Source organism: Streptomyces sp. NPDC002055, from assembly GCF_040296705.1.
Classification (GTDB): domain Bacteria; phylum Actinomycetota; class Actinomycetes; order Streptomycetales; family Streptomycetaceae; genus Streptomyces.
The window spans coordinates 126,839-141,658 of record NZ_JBEOXS010000016.1; the positions used below are offsets into that span (position 1 = coordinate 126,839).

General features: G+C 74.7%; 12 protein-coding genes. 7 read left to right on the plus strand and 5 right to left on the minus strand.

The genetic code is table 11. The features are described 5' to 3' along the window. Window positions 1-80: 80 nt before the first annotated feature. From ABT112_RS12855 to cobF, 3 genes are all read right to left on the minus strand, one after another. Entirely contained in the window at window positions 81-1,082 is a 1,002-nt protein-coding gene (locus ABT112_RS12855) for a zinc-dependent alcohol dehydrogenase family protein (RefSeq protein ID WP_351508654.1), read from the minus strand. 3 nt (window positions 1,083-1,085) lie between these two features. Continuing rightward, window positions 1,086-2,096 carry a hypothetical protein gene (locus ABT112_RS12860; protein ID WP_351508656.1) on the minus strand — a complete coding sequence of 337 codons (1,011 nt, stop codon included), beginning with the start codon at window positions 2,094-2,096 and terminating at the stop codon, window positions 1,086-1,088. 376 nt (window positions 2,097-2,472) lie between these two features. After that, a complete protein-coding gene (gene cobF, locus ABT112_RS12865; RefSeq protein WP_351508658.1) occupies window positions 2,473-3,261 on the minus strand; it encodes a precorrin-6A synthase (deacetylating) in 789 nt (262 codons plus the stop codon). A gap of 129 nt (window positions 3,262-3,390) precedes the next feature. On the opposite strand from cobF, the gene ABT112_RS12870 reads away from it, so the two are divergent. The 5 genes from ABT112_RS12870 (at window position 3,391) to ABT112_RS12890 (ending at window position 11,543) form a co-directional block, all read left to right on the plus strand. Further along, complete coding sequence (locus ABT112_RS12870; protein ID WP_351508660.1) at window positions 3,391-5,277, plus strand: methylmalonyl-CoA mutase family protein; 1,887 nt, start codon at window positions 3,391-3,393, stop codon at window positions 5,275-5,277. Beyond that, on the plus strand, window positions 5,277-7,502 hold the full coding sequence (scpA, locus tag ABT112_RS12875) for a methylmalonyl-CoA mutase (protein ID WP_351508662.1): 2,226 nt from the start codon (window positions 5,277-5,279) through the stop codon (window positions 7,500-7,502). Before ABT112_RS12870 ends, scpA begins: the two co-directional genes overlap by 1 nt. Before the next feature lie 4 nt (window positions 7,503-7,506). Next, window positions 7,507-8,499 (plus strand): methylmalonyl Co-A mutase-associated GTPase MeaB, encoded by a 993-nt coding sequence (gene meaB, locus ABT112_RS12880; RefSeq protein ID WP_351508664.1) that lies wholly within the window; start codon window positions 7,507-7,509, stop codon window positions 8,497-8,499. Between the two features lie 370 nt (window positions 8,500-8,869). Further along, window positions 8,870-10,297, plus strand: coding sequence for a phytoene desaturase family protein (locus ABT112_RS12885; RefSeq protein WP_351508666.1), 1,428 nt, complete (start codon window positions 8,870-8,872; stop codon window positions 10,295-10,297). 208 nt (window positions 10,298-10,505) lie between these two features. After that, window positions 10,506-11,543, plus strand: a complete 1,038-nt coding sequence (locus ABT112_RS12890; RefSeq protein WP_351508668.1) for a D-alanine--D-alanine ligase family protein — start codon at window positions 10,506-10,508, stop codon at window positions 11,541-11,543. Window positions 11,544-11,719: 176 nt separating this feature from the next. Here the strand turns inward: ABT112_RS12890 and ABT112_RS12895 are convergent, their stop codons facing one another. Beyond that, window positions 11,720-12,229 (minus strand): hypothetical protein, encoded by a 510-nt coding sequence (locus tag ABT112_RS12895; RefSeq protein ID WP_351508670.1) that lies wholly within the window; start codon window positions 12,227-12,229, stop codon window positions 11,720-11,722. A gap of 306 nt (window positions 12,230-12,535) precedes the next feature. Further along, window positions 12,536-12,775 carry a hypothetical protein gene (locus ABT112_RS12900; protein WP_351508672.1) on the minus strand — a complete coding sequence of 80 codons (240 nt, stop codon included), beginning with the start codon at window positions 12,773-12,775 and terminating at the stop codon, window positions 12,536-12,538. 99 nt (window positions 12,776-12,874) lie between these two features. Between ABT112_RS12900 and ABT112_RS12905 the strand changes: the two genes are divergently transcribed. Continuing rightward, complete coding sequence (locus ABT112_RS12905) at window positions 12,875-13,288, plus strand: HIT family protein (RefSeq protein ID WP_351508674.1); 414 nt, start codon at window positions 12,875-12,877, stop codon at window positions 13,286-13,288. A 137-nt stretch (window positions 13,289-13,425) separates the two neighbouring features. Then, window positions 13,426-14,820 (plus strand): phosphoribosyltransferase family protein (locus ABT112_RS12910; protein WP_351508676.1); only part of this gene is annotated, 1,395 nt, incomplete at its 3' end.

Consider the following 14,820-nt stretch of genomic DNA (forward strand, 5'->3'; position numbering starts at 1 on the left):
GGCCGCACAGCACTGTGGCGGTGAACCGCCGATCGGTGGCCCCTCCCGTGTCCTCCCGTGTCGGCCCGGGTCCCGGGCCCCTACGGAACCAGCACCCCCACCCCCGTGATCCGCCCCGCCGCCAGGTCCGCGAGGGCCCGGTCGGCGTGGGCCAGGGGGTAGCGGGTCAGGCGGACGCGGGGGCGCAGGCGGGCTGCCTCGGCGAGGCATTCCCGGGCGTCCGCGCGGGTGTTCGCGGTGACGCTGCGCAGGGTCCGTTCCTGGAAGAGGTGGCGTGGGTAGTCCAGCCCCGGGATCGCCGTGAGGTGCACGCCCGCCACCGCGAGGGTCCCGCCGCGGTCCAGGGCCTCCAGGGCGGTGGGCACCAGGGTGCCCACCGGGGCGAAGAGGACCGCGGCGTCCAGCGGCTCGGGCGGCGCGGTCGGACCGGCCGAGGCCGCGCCCAGCTCCAGCGCCAGGTGCTGCGCCTCGGGCGACCGGGTGACCACGTGCACCGTGGCGCCGCGGCCGATCGCGAACTGGGCGGCCAGATGGGCCGAGGCCCCGAAGCCGTAGATCCCGAGCCGGCCGCCCTCCGGCAGCTCGGCGCGGCGCAGCGCCCGGTGGCCGATGATGCCCGCGCAGAGCAGCGGCGCGGCCTCCTCGGCGCCCCATCCGGCCGGGAGCCGGTGCACGTATCGGGCGTCGGCGACGGTGTACCGGGCGTAGCCGCCGTCGATGTCCCAGCCCAGGTAGTGGGAGTGCGGGCACAGGTTCTCGCGTCCGGTACGGCAGAACCGACAGGTGCCGCAGGTGCCCGCCAGCCAGGCCGCGCCCACCCGGTCCCCGGCGGAGAAGCCCGTCACCGCGTCCCCGGCGTCGATGATCCGGCCGACCACCTGGTGACCCGGGGTGCAGGCCTCCTTGTGGGGCGGCAGGTCGCCCTCCGCCAGGTGCAGGTCGGTCCGGCACACCGCGCAGGCCTGGACCTCCAGCAGCAGCCCGTACGGCCCCGGATCGGGCATCGGGCGTTCCCGCAGGCGCAGCGGGCCCGAGGCGAGGGGGCCGGGCCGCTCCACCACCCAGGCGGACGAGGTCGCCACGGGCTACCTCCCGTCCAGCACGTCCTCGACCGGGAACGCCTCGGCGTGCGCGGCGGGCCGGGAGAGGTGGAACTCGGAGTGGTAGGAGCCGTCGGTCTCCCGGCCCTCGGGGGAGCGGCCGGTGGCGCGGACGGCCTCCAGGGCGTGTCGCCGCTCGGAGTCGTCGCTGAACCGGCGCTGCCGGTAGCTGCGGTCCGCCGCATGCTCGGTGACCAGCCCGAAGGACGCCAGGGTGTCGGCGATCGGGCCGTAGTCGACCGTTCTGAGCACGAAGGCGGCCACCCACACCGGTCCCGTCATGGGGCGGAGGATCCGTTCGAAGGTCCGGCTGGTGATGTAGCCGACGCCGCCGGTCACCGTGATGAGCCGGACCGGCTCCAGGGCCCGGACGAGGCCCGGGCTCGGATCGCTGTGCTCCAGGTCCTCGCCGAATCCCGCTGTCAGCAGCCCGGCGGCGGTCGCGTATGCCACCGCGTGGCGGGCCGCGTCGAGCCCCACCACCGGGGCGGGGTCCGCCGACCGGCGGCCGGCGTAGAACTCCCGGTCCTCCTCGATCCGTTGGTGGTCGGTCAGGGTGTCGAGGTCCGGGGAGGTGTAGCGGCGGTACAGCTCGTCCAGGGTGATGTCGTGGTTGAGCAGCGCCGCGTTGATGCCGTAGGAGCAGCAGACGTCGAGCACCGTGACCGGGCGCCCGGGGCCGCCCTGTGCACCTGCCCCACCGCGCCCCGCGCCACCGCGCTCCGGGGCGTCCGCCGCTTTCGCATCCGCATCCGCATCCGACTCCGCGTCCGCGTCCGCCTCCGCCGCCGCGGCGCGGGCGGCCAGGAGCCGTCGGAAGACCGGTTGGGCGTGCAGCGGTGTCTGGTACTCCAGCGGCTGGAGCCCGCGGAAGTAGGCACGGGGGTCGGGGCGGTCGTAGATGTCGTCGAAGGACGTCTTGCCCTGCCGCCCGTCATCCGCGGACGAGCCGCCGCCCGGGGCAGCCCCCTCCGCCCCGCCCTGGATACCGGTCATAGCAGCCCTCGCAGTCCTGGTGCGGTCGGGACCGGGCGGCCCCCTCCATCGTGGCAGGGACCCGGCGGATGTGCGCCGCGGTGAGGACGCTCCCTCCGGGGGCCCGGGAAGGCCCCGGAGGGCCTCGGAGCCCCCGGAGGCTCGGGCGGGCCGCCGCGGACCGCCGCGGGTCGAAGGCATGCCGGGCCGCGCCGGCCACCGGAGCCGCGGCGGCCACGGGGCCGGGGGTTTCCGCCGGCGCCGAGGCAGCCGCCGGGCCGGAGGTTCCCGCCGGCGCTGAGGCCGGACCGGCACCGCCGGACAGCACCGCCCCCGCACTCGCCCGCAGCTACTCCCTGTCCCAGCTACGCCCCGCCCCAGCTACGCCCCACCGCAGCTACTCCCCGGGGCGGTCGACGTCGCCCCGCTCGCGGCGCAGCAGATAGGTGTCCATGATCCAGCCCTTGCGCGCCCGGGCCTCCTCGCGCACCGCCCGGATCCGGTCCGCGACCTCCCCCAGCCGCCCCGAGATCAGGATCTCGTCAGGCGTGCCCAGATAGGCGCCCCAGTGGATGTGCAGGTCCGGTTCGGCCAGCCGGGTGAATTCCTGGTGCGCGTCGAGCATCACCACGACGTCGTCGGCGCCCTCGGGGAAACCCTCCGACAGCCGCCGTCCGGTGGTGATCTGCACCGGGCGGCCCACCCGGTTCAGCCCCGTCCGGTGCCGGGCGGCGAGCGCCGAGACGCTGCTGATCCCGGGGATCACGTCGTAGTCGAAGCTCACCGCGCCGCGGGCGAGGATGTCCTCCAGGATCGCCAGGGTGGAGTCGTACAGGGACGGGTCGCCCCAGACCAGGAACGCCCCGCACTCGCCGTCCGCGAGCCCGTCGCGGATCATCTCCTCGCACCGGTCGGCGCGGCGCCGCCGCCAGTCGTCGACCGCGGGCGCGTACGCCGCGGAGGACACGGTGCGGTCCCGCTCCGGGTCCTGAGCCTCCATCAGCCGGTAGGGCCGCTCCACGGCGTGCCGCTGGAGGATCTCGTGCCGCAGCCGGGTCAGGTCGGACTTCTCCCGCCCCTTGTCCAGGATGAAGAAGACATCGACCGTGTTGAGTGCCTTTACGGCCTGCAGGGTCAGTTGATCGGGGTCGCCCGATCCGATGCCGATGACGCGGATCTTTCTCACGCTGCCCGAGTCTGCCCGATGGAATGCCCCGGCGTGAGCAGGTAATGCCCCGGCGTACGCAGGTGAAGAGGGCAAGGTCACATCCGAGCGCACTGCTGCTCAGGGGGTCGGTTCGCCTAGCCTTCCCTCATGACGGTCCTGCCTGACGACGGGCTCTCCCTGGCCGCCGAGTTCCCTGACGCGACCCGCGAGCAGTGGCACCGCCTTGTCGAAGGCGTGCTGCGCAAGTCGGGCACCACGGATGTCTCGGGCACGGCGGCCGAGGACACGCTTGCCACCGAACTCCAGGACGGGCTTGCCACCCGCCCGCTGTACACCGCCGAGGACGGCGCCGACGACCCCGGGTTCCCGGGCTTCCCTCCGTTTGTCCGGGGCGGCAGGCCGGAGGGCACCTCGGTGTCCGGCTGGGACGTGCGCCAGCGCCACGCCCAGCCGGACCCCAAGCGGTCCAACGAGGCGCTGCTCGCCGACCTCGAGAACGGCGTGACCTCGGTCTGGCTCGCCGTCGGCGAGGCGGGGATCCCTGTCGACGGCCTGTCGCAGGCCCTTGAGGGTGTCTACCTCGACCTGGCCCCGGTCGTGCTCGACGCCGGAGCCGAATTCGCCCCGGCCGCCGAGGAGTTGTTCCGGATCCTTGCGGAGCGCGGCGTGCCCGCCGGGGCCGCGCTCGGCGGACTGGGCGCCGACCCGCTCGGGCTCGTCGCCCGCACCGGGAGCGACACCGGCCTGGCCGGCCGGGTGGCCGCCGCCGCGGACCTCGCCGCCCGCTGCCACCGCGACCACCCGGGCATCCGCGCCCTGGCGGTGGACGCCCTGCCGTACCACGAGGCCGGGGGCTCGGCCGCCGAGGAGCTGGGCTGCGCCCTGGCCACCGGCGTGGCCTACCTCCGCGACCTGACCGCGGCCGGCCTCTCCGTCGACGCGGCCTGCGGCCAGCTGGAGTTCCGGTTCGCCGCCACCGCCGACCAGTTCCTGACCATCGCCAAGCTGCGCGCCGCCCGCCGCCTCTGGGCTCGGGTGGCCGAGGTCTGCGGCGCCGCACCGGCCGCCGCGGCACAGCGTCAGCACGCTGTGACCTCCGCGGTGATGATGACCCGTCGCGACCCGTGGGTGAACATGCTGCGCACCACCGTCGCCTGTCTGGGCGCCGGGGTCGGCGGGGCCGACGCCGTGACGGTGCAGCCCTTCGACAGCGCCCTCGGCCTGCCGGACGCCTTCGCCCGGCGCATCGCCCGCAACACCTCCTCGATCCTGCTGGAGGAGTCCCACCTGGCCCGGGTCATCGACCCGGCCGGCGGCTCCTGGTACGTGGAGCGGCTCACCGACGAGCTCGCCCAGGCCGGGTGGGCCTGGTTCCAGGAGATCGAGCGCGCCGGCGGCCAGGCCGCCGCCCTGAGCTCCGGCCTGATCGCCGAGCGCCTGGAGCGCACCTGGCAGCGGCGCCGCGAGGACCTTGCCAAGCGCTGTGAACCGATCACCGGTGTCAGCGAGTTCCCGCTGCTGGCCGAGACCGTGCCGGAGCGCGAGACGGCGCCCGCCGGCCCGTCCGGAGGGCTGCCGCAGGTCCGCCGCGACGAGGCGTACGAGGCGCTGCGTGCCCGTTCCGACGCCCACCTCGCCGCCACCGGCGCCCGGCCGAAGGTGTTCCTCGCCGCGCTGGGCTCCCCGGCCGCGCACACCGCCCGGGCGACCTTCGCCGCCAACCTGTTCCAGGCGGGCGGCATCGAACCGGTCCACGACCCGGTGACCGTGGACGCGGAGACCGCCGCCGACGCCTTCACCCGCAGCGGCGCGGGCGTGGCCTGTCTGGTCTCCAGCGACGCCGTCTACGCCGAACAGGCCGAATCCGTCGCCGCCGGCCTCGTGGCGGCCGGTGCCCGCCGGGTGTTCCTCGCCGGACGCCCCGGCGAGCGGCGGGAGGCGTACCGGCAAGCGGGCATCGACACGTCCGTCACCGCGGGCGGCGACGCGGTCGCCGTCCTCTCCTCCGCACTCGACGACCTGGGGGTGGCGTGATGCAGCGCAGCACCGGACAGCAGGCAGCGATCCCCGACTTCACCGGCATCGGCCTGGAGTCGGCCGGGGCGTCCCCGGCCGACGCCGAGCAGTGGCGCGCCGCGCTGCAGGACAGCACCGGCAAGGGCGACGCCGACCTGCTGTGGGAGACCCCGGAGGGGATCGGCGTGAAGCCGCTCTACACCTCCGAGGACGTGGCGGGGCTGGACTTCCTGGGCACCTACCCGGGCATCGCGCCCTACCTGCGCGGCCCGTACCCCACGATGTACGTCAACCAGCCGTGGACGATCCGTCAGTACGCCGGATTCTCCACCGCCGAGGAGTCCAACGCCTTCTACCGCCGCAACCTCGCCGCGGGCCAGAAGGGCCTCTCCGTCGCCTTCGACCTGCCCACCCACCGTGGCTACGACAGCGACCACCCGCGGGTCACCGGTGACGTCGGCATGGCGGGCGTGGCCATCGACTCCATCTACGACATGCGGCAGCTCTTCGACGGCATCCCGCTGGACCGGATGAGCGTGTCGATGACGATGAACGGCGCCGTGCTGCCGGTGCTGGCGCTCTACATCGTCGCCGCGGAGGAGCAGGGCGTACCGCCCGAGAAGCTGGCCGGGACCATCCAGAACGACATCCTCAAGGAGTTCATGGTCCGCAACACCTACATCTACCCGCCGCAGCCCTCGATGCGGATCATCTCCGACATCTTCGCGTACACCTCGCAGAAGATGCCGCGCTACAACTCGATCTCCATCTCGGGCTACCACATCCAGGAGGCCGGGGCCACGGCCGACCTGGAGCTGGCGTACACCCTCGCCGACGGCGTGGAGTACCTGCGGGCCGGGCTCGGGGCCGGGCTCGACGTGGACGCGTTCGCGCCGAGGCTGTCCTTCTTCTGGGCGATCGGCATGAACTTCTTCATGGAGGTCGCCAAGCTGCGCGCCGCCCGCCTGCTCTGGGCCAAGCTCGTCAAGCGGTTCGACCCGCAGAACGCCAAGTCGCTGTCGCTGCGCACCCATTCGCAGACCTCCGGCTGGTCGCTGACGGCCCAGGACGTTTTCAACAACGTCACCCGCACCTGTGTGGAGGCGATGGCCGCGACCCAGGGGCACACCCAGTCGCTGCACACCAACGCCCTCGACGAGGCGCTGGCCCTGCCCACCGACTTCTCGGCGCGGATCGCCCGCAACACCCAGCTGCTGCTGCAGCAGGAGTCCGGGACCTGCCGGTCCATCGACCCGTGGGGCGGCAGCGCGTACGTGGAGCGGCTGACCCACGACCTGGCCCGCCGGGCCTGGCAGCACATCGAGGAGGTCGAGGCCGCGGGCGGCATGGCCCAGGCCATCGACGCCGGCATCCCCAAGCTGCGCGTCGAGGAGGCCGCGGCCCGCACCCAGGCCCGGATCGACTCCGGCCGGCAGCCGGTCATCGGCGTCAACAAGTACCGGGTCGGCGGCGACGAGGCCATCGAGGTACTCAAGGTCGACAACTCCTCCGTCCGGTCCCAGCAGATCGCCAAGCTGCGGCGGCTGCGCGAGGAGCGCGACGAGGCCGTCTGCCAGGACGCGCTGCGGGCGCTGACCGCCGCCGCCGAGGCCGGATCCGGCCAGGGGATGGAGGGCAACCTGCTCGCGCTGGCGGTCACCGCCGCCCGCGCCAAGGCGACCGTGGGGGAGATCTCGGACGCCCTGGAGAAGGTGTACGGACGGCACTCCGGCCAGATCCGTACCATCTCCGGTGTGTACCGGGAGGAAGCCGGAGCGTCGTCCGGCGTGGAGCGGACCAGGACGCTGGTCGAGGCGTTCGAGCGCGAGGAGGGCCGGCGGCCCCGGATCCTCGTCGCCAAGATGGGCCAGGACGGCCACGACCGCGGCCAGAAGGTGATCGCCACGGCCTTCGCCGACCTCGGCTTCGACGTCGACGTCGGCCCGCTGTTCCAGACGCCGGAGGAGGTCGCCCGGCAGGCCGTCGAGGCCGACGTGCACATCGTCGGGGTCTCCTCGCTCGCCGCCGGCCACCTCACCCTGGTGCCCGCGCTCCGCGAGCAACTGGCCGAGCAGGGCCGGGAGGACATCACCATCGTGGTCGGCGGGGTCATCCCGCCGCAGGACGTGGAGCCCCTCCGCGAGATGGGCGCCGCCGCGGTCTTCCTGCCCGGCACCGTCATCCCCGACGCCGCCCACGACCTGCTGAAGGGCCTGGCCGGGTCCCTCGGCCACGAGCTGTGAGCCCATGCCGCGGACGATCGACATCGATGCGTACACCAAGGGCGTCCTCGACGGGTCCCGGGCGTACATCGCCCGGGCCATCACCCTCGTGGAGTCGACCCGGCCCGACCACCGGGAGGCGGCGCAGCGCCTGCTGATCGAGCTGCTGCCGCACACCGGCCGGGCGCGCCGGGTCGGCATCAGCGGGGTACCGGGTGTCGGCAAGTCGACCTTCATCGACGCGCTGGGCACCCGGCTCACCGGCCTCGGCCACCGGGTCGCGGTGCTGGCCGTCGACCCGTCCTCCACCCGGACGGGCGGCTCCATCCTCGGTGACAAGACGCGGATGGAGCGGCTCTCCGCCGATCCGGACGCCTTCGTCCGGCCCTCGCCGAGCGCGGGCACCCTCGGCGGGGTGGCCCGCGCCACCCGCGAGACCATCGTGGTGATGGAGGCCGCGGGGTACGACGTGGTGCTGGTGGAGACGGTCGGCGTCGGCCAGTCGGAGACGGCCGTGGCGAACATGGTCGACACCTTCCTGCTGCTCTCCCTGGCCCGCACCGGCGACCAGCTCCAGGGCATCAAGAAGGGCGTGCTGGAGCTCGCGGACGTCGTCGCCATCAACAAGGCCGACGGCCCCCACGAGCGCGACGCGAAGTCGGCGGCCCGCGAACTGGCGGGCGCGCTGCGGCTGTTGCAGGGGCACGACGCGGAGTGGAACCCGCCGGTGCTCACCTGCAGTGCCCGCGAGAGCACCGGCCTGGACACCGTGTGGGAGCGGGTGGAGCAGCACCGCAAGGTGCTGGACGCCACCGGCCGGCTCGCCGCCAAGCGCCGCGACCAGCAGGTCGACTGGACCTGGTCCATGGTCCACGACCAGCTGCTGGCCCGGCTGCGGGAGCACCCGGAGGTGCGCCGGCTGGCCCCGGACCTCGAACAGCGGGTCCGCGAGGGCACGTTGACGGCGACCCTCGCCGCGGAGCGGCTGCTCGACGCGTTCCGCGAGGCGGGTTCGTAGGGAGGCGGGTTCGTGGGGAGGCGGTGAGGCCTCACGGGCGGTGACAGCCTCACGGCCGCGCACCGCTTGTGATGGCCGTCCTCAGGTCCTCGACGGCCCCCGGCGCGCATCGTTCACGAGGGTCGTTCCGTCGGACGGTCTGCGGCAGGCGGGCAGGCGGGCAGGCGGCCGGGGCTTCGGGGATCCAGGGGCTGCTTCGAGGACGGTGACCCGCAGGGCTGCTCCCCGGGCCCACCGGCCGTGACCCCCGAGGGGCGCGAGGTGCTCGCTACCCTCGGAGGTGTGGCCGCCGAGCCCGCCGGGGCCACCCCCTCCGGGGCGCCGGGCGTCGGGTCCGGCGACGCCGCGGGCGGAGGGAGGCCCGGGGCCCATGACAACCGACGCGATCGTGGTCGGCGCCGGGCCGAACGGGCTCGCCGCCGCCGTCACCCTCGCCCGCGCCGGCCTGCGGGTCACCGTCCTCGAAGCAGCCCCGACGATCGGCGGCGGGACGCGCTCGGGCGAACTCACCGTCCCCGGCCTGCTGCACGACCACTGCTCGGCCGTCCACCCGCTCGGTCCGCTCTCCCCGTTCCTCCGCTCGCTCCGCCTGGAGCGGTACGGGCTGCTCTGGCGACGGGCGGAGGTCGAGCTGGCCCATCCGCTGGACTCGGGTGCGGCCCCGGCGCTGGTGCGCTCCGCCGCCGAGACGGCCGTCGGACTGGGTACGGACGGGCCTGCCTGGCAACGGCTGTTCGCCCCGCTCGCCACCGACCTCGAACGGCTGATCCAGGATGTGCTGCGGCCGGTGCTCGGAGTGCCCGCCCGCCCCGTGGCACTGGCGCGGTTCGGCAGCCGGGCGCTGCTCCCGGCGACCGCGGTCGCCCGCCGGTGGCGCACCGAGGAGGCCCGCGCCCTCTGGGCCGGTGCCGCCGCCCACACCCTCGGCCCGCTGGACCACCCCCTGACGGCCGCCGTCGGGCTGCTGCTCACCGCCGCCGGACACCGCACCGGCTGGCCGGCCGCCCGCGGTGGCTCGCGGGCGGTCACCGACGCCCTGGCCGCACTCCTCGCCGACCTCGGCGGCACCGTGGAGACCGGCGTGCGGGTGCGTTCGCTGGCCGAACTGCCCCCGGTGGGAACGGTGTTGCTGGACCTCTCCCCGCGCGCCGTCGTGGACCTCGCCGGCGACCGGCTGCCGCCCCGGGTGCGCCGGGCCTACCGCGACTGGCGGTACGGCCCGGCCGCGTTCAAGGTGGATCTCGCGGTCGAGGGCGGCGTGCCGTGGCGGAACGAGGTCTGCCGCCGCGCCGGAACCGTCCACCTCGGCGGCACCCTGGAGGAAGTCGCCGCCGCCGAACGGGAGACCGGCCGCGGCCGGATGCCGGAACGGCCGTTCGTCCTCGTCGCCCAGCAGTACCTGGCCGACCCCGGGCGGTCGGCCGGGGACGTCCGTCCCGTCTGGGCGTACGCGCATGTCCCGCACGGCTACCGGGGGGACGCGACGGAGGCGGTCCTCGCCCAGTTCGAACGCTTCGCGCCCGGGCTGCGGGACCGCGTCGTCGCGCGCTTCGTCCGGTCACCCGCCGACCTGGAGGTGTACAACCCCAACTGCGTGGGCGGCGACGTCATCGGCGGGGCCGGCACCGCACTCCAACTGGCGCTGCGGCGGCCCCGGATCACCCCGGACCCGTACCGCACCGGCATCCCGGGCGTCTTCCTCTGTTCCGCGGCGACGCCCCCGGGCGCGGGCGCGCACGGCATGTGCGGCCACCTGGCGGCCCGGTCGGCGCTGCGGGAGCTGGGGCTGCCCGACTGACGGTCCGCACGGCGCCCCGGGTTCCCGGTGCTGGGGTGCGGGGAGTGGGGCGGGCCGGTGTCGGGTGTCAGGCGGCCGGGCGTCCAGAGCAGGTGACCGGCACCCTGGTACGTCATGGGGTACGGGCCATGGGGTACGGAGCGCTGCGGGCACGGACGGTCGGACGCCAGTGCGGGCGCCGGCCGGGGGAGTGCGGCAGAATTCCCGTATGCGCGTTGTGATCTTGTGTGGTGGAGAGAGCCCGGAGCGAGACGTCTCCCTGGCCTCCGGCTCCTCGGTGGCCGGGGCACTGCTGGAGCGGGGCCACGAGGTGGTGCTCGTCGACCCGGCGGCCGCGGAGCCGGTCCTTGCCGGACCGCTGCGACCCGGTGACGCCGTCCACGCGTTCGAGGTCGGGAAGGAACCGCCGTCCCTCGCGGACCGCCACCGGCTGCGGGAGCGGATGCACACCGCCCTGACCGGCGGCCCGGTCCTGGAACTGCTGCGCGATGCGGAGCTGGTGTTCCTGGCGCTGCACGGCGGCTGGGGCGAGGACGGGCATGTGCAGGCGCTGCTGGAGATGGCCGGAGTCCCCTTCACCGGCGCGGGCAGCGCGGCCTGCGCGGCCGCGTGGCACAAGGGCCGGGCACAGGCCGTCCTGGGAGCGGCGGGCGTCCCGGTGGCCGAGCGGGTGCTGTGGCCGTCCGGGGAATCCGAGGTGCCGCGGGACGTACGACGGCTGGTGGAGGCCGGACCGGTGGTGGCCAAGCCGGTCGCGGACGGTTCGAGCGTGGCGGTCCACCGGGTCGACTCGCTGCCGGAGCTGGCGCGGGTCGCGGCCGAGGTGCACGCCGGCGCCGGAGAGCTGCTGGTGGAGCCGTTCCTGCCGGGGCGGGAGTTCACGGTGGCCGTGGTCGGCGACCGGGCGCTGCCCGTGATCGAGATCGAGCTGACGACACCGCTGTTCGACTACGCGGCCAAGTACCAGCCCGGGGCGGCCAATGAAGTCTGTCCGGCACGCATCCCGGACGCCCTGGCCTCCCGGCTGCAGGAGGCGGCGCTGCGCGCGCACCGGGCACTGGGGTTCGGCGGCGACGCGTACTCGCGCACCGACTTCCGCTGCGACGCCGCCGGTGAGCCGATGTGCCTCGAAGTGAACGCCCTCCCGGGCCTGACAGCGATGAGCCTGCTGCCGCTCGCGGGCGGCGGCGCGGACTGGACCTACCCCGATCTGGTGCAGCGCATCGTGGACCTCGCGACGGGCTGAGCCCGCTCAGGAGCGGCGCTCCCGGCGGAGGACTCCCGCCCGGGTAAACCTCCGGTGGGACGCCGGACGCCGGACGCCGGACGGGGTGCCTGCCGTCGGACGCCTGCCGCCTCCAACTGGAACGCTTGCAACCGGCACACGTCCAACCGGCACGCCTCCCGCCGGAACGCCTCCCGTCAGAACATCTGCAGGGCCAGGCTGGCCAGCGGGAGCCCGAGCTGCCAGGCCGGGGTCCACACGGTGGGGGCCGGGTCCTCGTCGACGTCGGCACCCTCCCAGGTGCCGGCGTCGTAGTCCTCGTCCGCCGACAGCAGTTCGGTCTCGACCAGCCGCCGCCACGCCGCCCGGGCGAACGGCAGATCCGCTCCGGTGCGCCCGATCGCCTGCTCCTCCCGGTGGAGGTACTGCAGGCGGCGGGAGCACCAGCTGTGCCACGGTTCCGCCGCCGCCGTCAGATCGCACCAGTGCTCCAGCTGCGACACCACACCGGCCCCCGACAGCTGCGCACCGCCCGAGAGGAAGGCCGTCAGCGCCAGGGCGTCCCGCCCGGCCCGGAACTCCAGGGTGGTGGGCTGCATCAGTTCGGCCTGCCGGAGCACCTCGTCGGCGACGTATTCGGCGTACAGCCATGCCATCGGCACGGCCAGCTCATCCCCACTGGCGCTGCCCGCCCGCTCCGGCATCATGCCGCCCACCTCCGCTCCACCACGTCCCGGTCATTCGCGCGCCCACTCTCAATCACGGACGAAGACCGCTCTGTGCTCAATGGAGCGCGAAAGGAATCGCCCGAGGTCACATCACGCCCGAACGGGCATGATCCGCCCGGGTCGGATGCGGGACGCGGGGCGTGGAACGAAAGGACGGCCTCCGCTGTCGGATGCCGTCCCCGTCATGGCCCGGATGCCGGTCGGTCCCTCCCCTCGGTAGGCCGCTCGTGACACCCCGCGGCACCTGCTCCTCAAGGACGGACGGGACGGCCGCCGTGGTTCCCGTCAGGCCTCCCCGGGGTGCCACTTCGGCCACTCGCCGGGCCGGTCGGTCCAGTGGACCTGCTCCGGATCGTCGAAGTCGACGTCCGGGAAGACCTGGCGCACCCGCACGTCGAATTCCTCGCGCTCCAGCGGCTCCCAGCCGACCCCGCGCAGATGCACCAGCCGGTACCGGCTGTCGCTGTCGAACGGTGCCACCACGACCGGTACGTCCTGCTCGGGGGCGCTCGCGACGTTCTCCATGCCTCCAGAGTGCTCCCGGTACGCCCCACCCGGCCAGCGGGAACCGGCGTGCGGACGAAAAGCCCGGCGGAGGCGGCGAGGGAGCGGTTCACTTGGGGCGTGGACTGCGTTTTCTGCGCCATCGTCGCGGGTGAGGTGCCCAGCCACCGGGTCTTCGAGGACGAGACCGTGGTGGCGTTCCTGGACGCCCGGCCGCTGTTCCCGGGGCACGCGCTGGTGGTGCCGCGCCGCCACAGCGAGACGCTCGGCGATCTCCCGGGCGCGGAGGTGGGGCCGTTCTTCCTCCGGGTGCAGCGGATCGCGGGCGCCGTGGAGCGGGGCATGGGCGCGGCCGGGTCGTTCGTGGCCGCCAACAACCGGATCAGCCAGTCCGTGCCGCACTTCCACGTCCATGTGGTGCCCCGCAACCCCAAGGACGGGCTGCGCGGATTCTTCTGGCCCCGCGGCCGGTACGCGGACGGGGCCGAGGCGGAGGAGACGGCCGCCCGGGTGCGGGCCGCGCTGGAGGACTGAGCCGGTTCCCGGCCGGCGCCGGGCTGTGCTGCCGCCACCCGGTTGCATCTTCGCCGCATTTCGTATTGATTCGATACGTACCAGTCTTCTGGGTACCCAGTCCTGCGGGGCGTCGTCTCCCGGGCTGGAGGTGCATCATGCGGTTCGCCGACCGCGCGGAGGCCGGGCGCCGGCTCGCCGGGCAGCTGGACCATCTGCGCACCGAACACCCCGTCGTCCTCGGGCTGCCCCGGGGCGGCGTGCCCGTCGCCTCCGAGGTCGCCCGCGCGCTGGGCGCACCGCTGGACGTCATCCTCGTCCGCAAACTCGGCGTCCCCTACCACCGGGAACTCGGCTTCGGCGCGATCGGCGAGGGCGGTGTGCGGGTCGTGCACGACGGCATCATCCGGATGAGCCGGGTCGACGAGGCGGATCTGGCCGAAGTCCAGCGGACCGAGGAGGCGGAACTCCAGCGGCAGGCGCGGCGGTTCCGCGGCGGCCGCCCGCAGATCCCCCTGGCGGGCCGGACGGCGATCGTGGTGGACGACGGCATCGCGACGGGCGCGACGGCGTCCGCCGCCTGCCGGGTCGCGCGGGCGCACGGCGCGGCCCGGGTGGTCCTGGCCGTTCCCGTGGCGCCCCCGGACGCCGCCGCCGCGCTCCGCTCCGAGGCCGACGAACTGGTGTGCCTCTCCACACCGAGCGCGTTCTACGCGGTCGGCGAGTGGTACCAGGACTTCTCCCAGACCCCGGACCGGGACGTCGTCGACCTCCTAGCCCGAGCGGCCCCGGACACCGGAGCCGGTACCGGAGCAGACACCGGAGCCGACACCGCGGCCGGTACCGGAGCAGACACCGGCCCGGATCGCCCCGGCGACGCGGCCCGGGAGCCCGCCCCCGGAGGCACGGCACCGGACCGTCCACCGGACGCCACCGCACAGGACGCAGCACCGAACGCCACAGCGCCGAGCGCCGCCGCACCGGAGGCCACCGCGCCGAACGCCACCGCACCGGACGGGGCGCCCGCGACGCCGGACGGGGCACCCGCGACATCGCCCGGGGTCGCGCCCGCCGCGACGCGGAGGGAGATCGGGGTGGACGCCGACGGGGTCCGGCTCACCGGTGATCTGACGGTCCCCGAGGGCGCGCGCGGCCTCGTCGCGTTCGCCCACGGAAGCGGCAGCAGCCGCCGCAGCCCGCGCAACCGGAGCGTCGCGACGGCCCTCAACGACGCGGGCCTGGGCACGCTGCTCTTCGATCTGCTCACGCCCGAGGAGGAGCTCGACCGGGCCAACGTCTTCGACATCGAGACCCTCTCCCGCCGGCTCCTCGGGGCGGTCGCGCTGCTGCGCCGCCGCTACGGGGGCGTCCCGGTCGGCTGCTTCGGGGCCAGCACCGGCGCCGCCGCCGCGCTGCGGGCCGCCGCGCAGGGCGACTGCGGCATCGCCGCCGTGGTCTCCCGCGACGGGCGTACAGACCACCCGGGTCGCCCTCGCCTCCGTCGACGAGGTCGACGCCGCCGTCGCCGCTGCCTCCGCCGCGTACGGGACCTG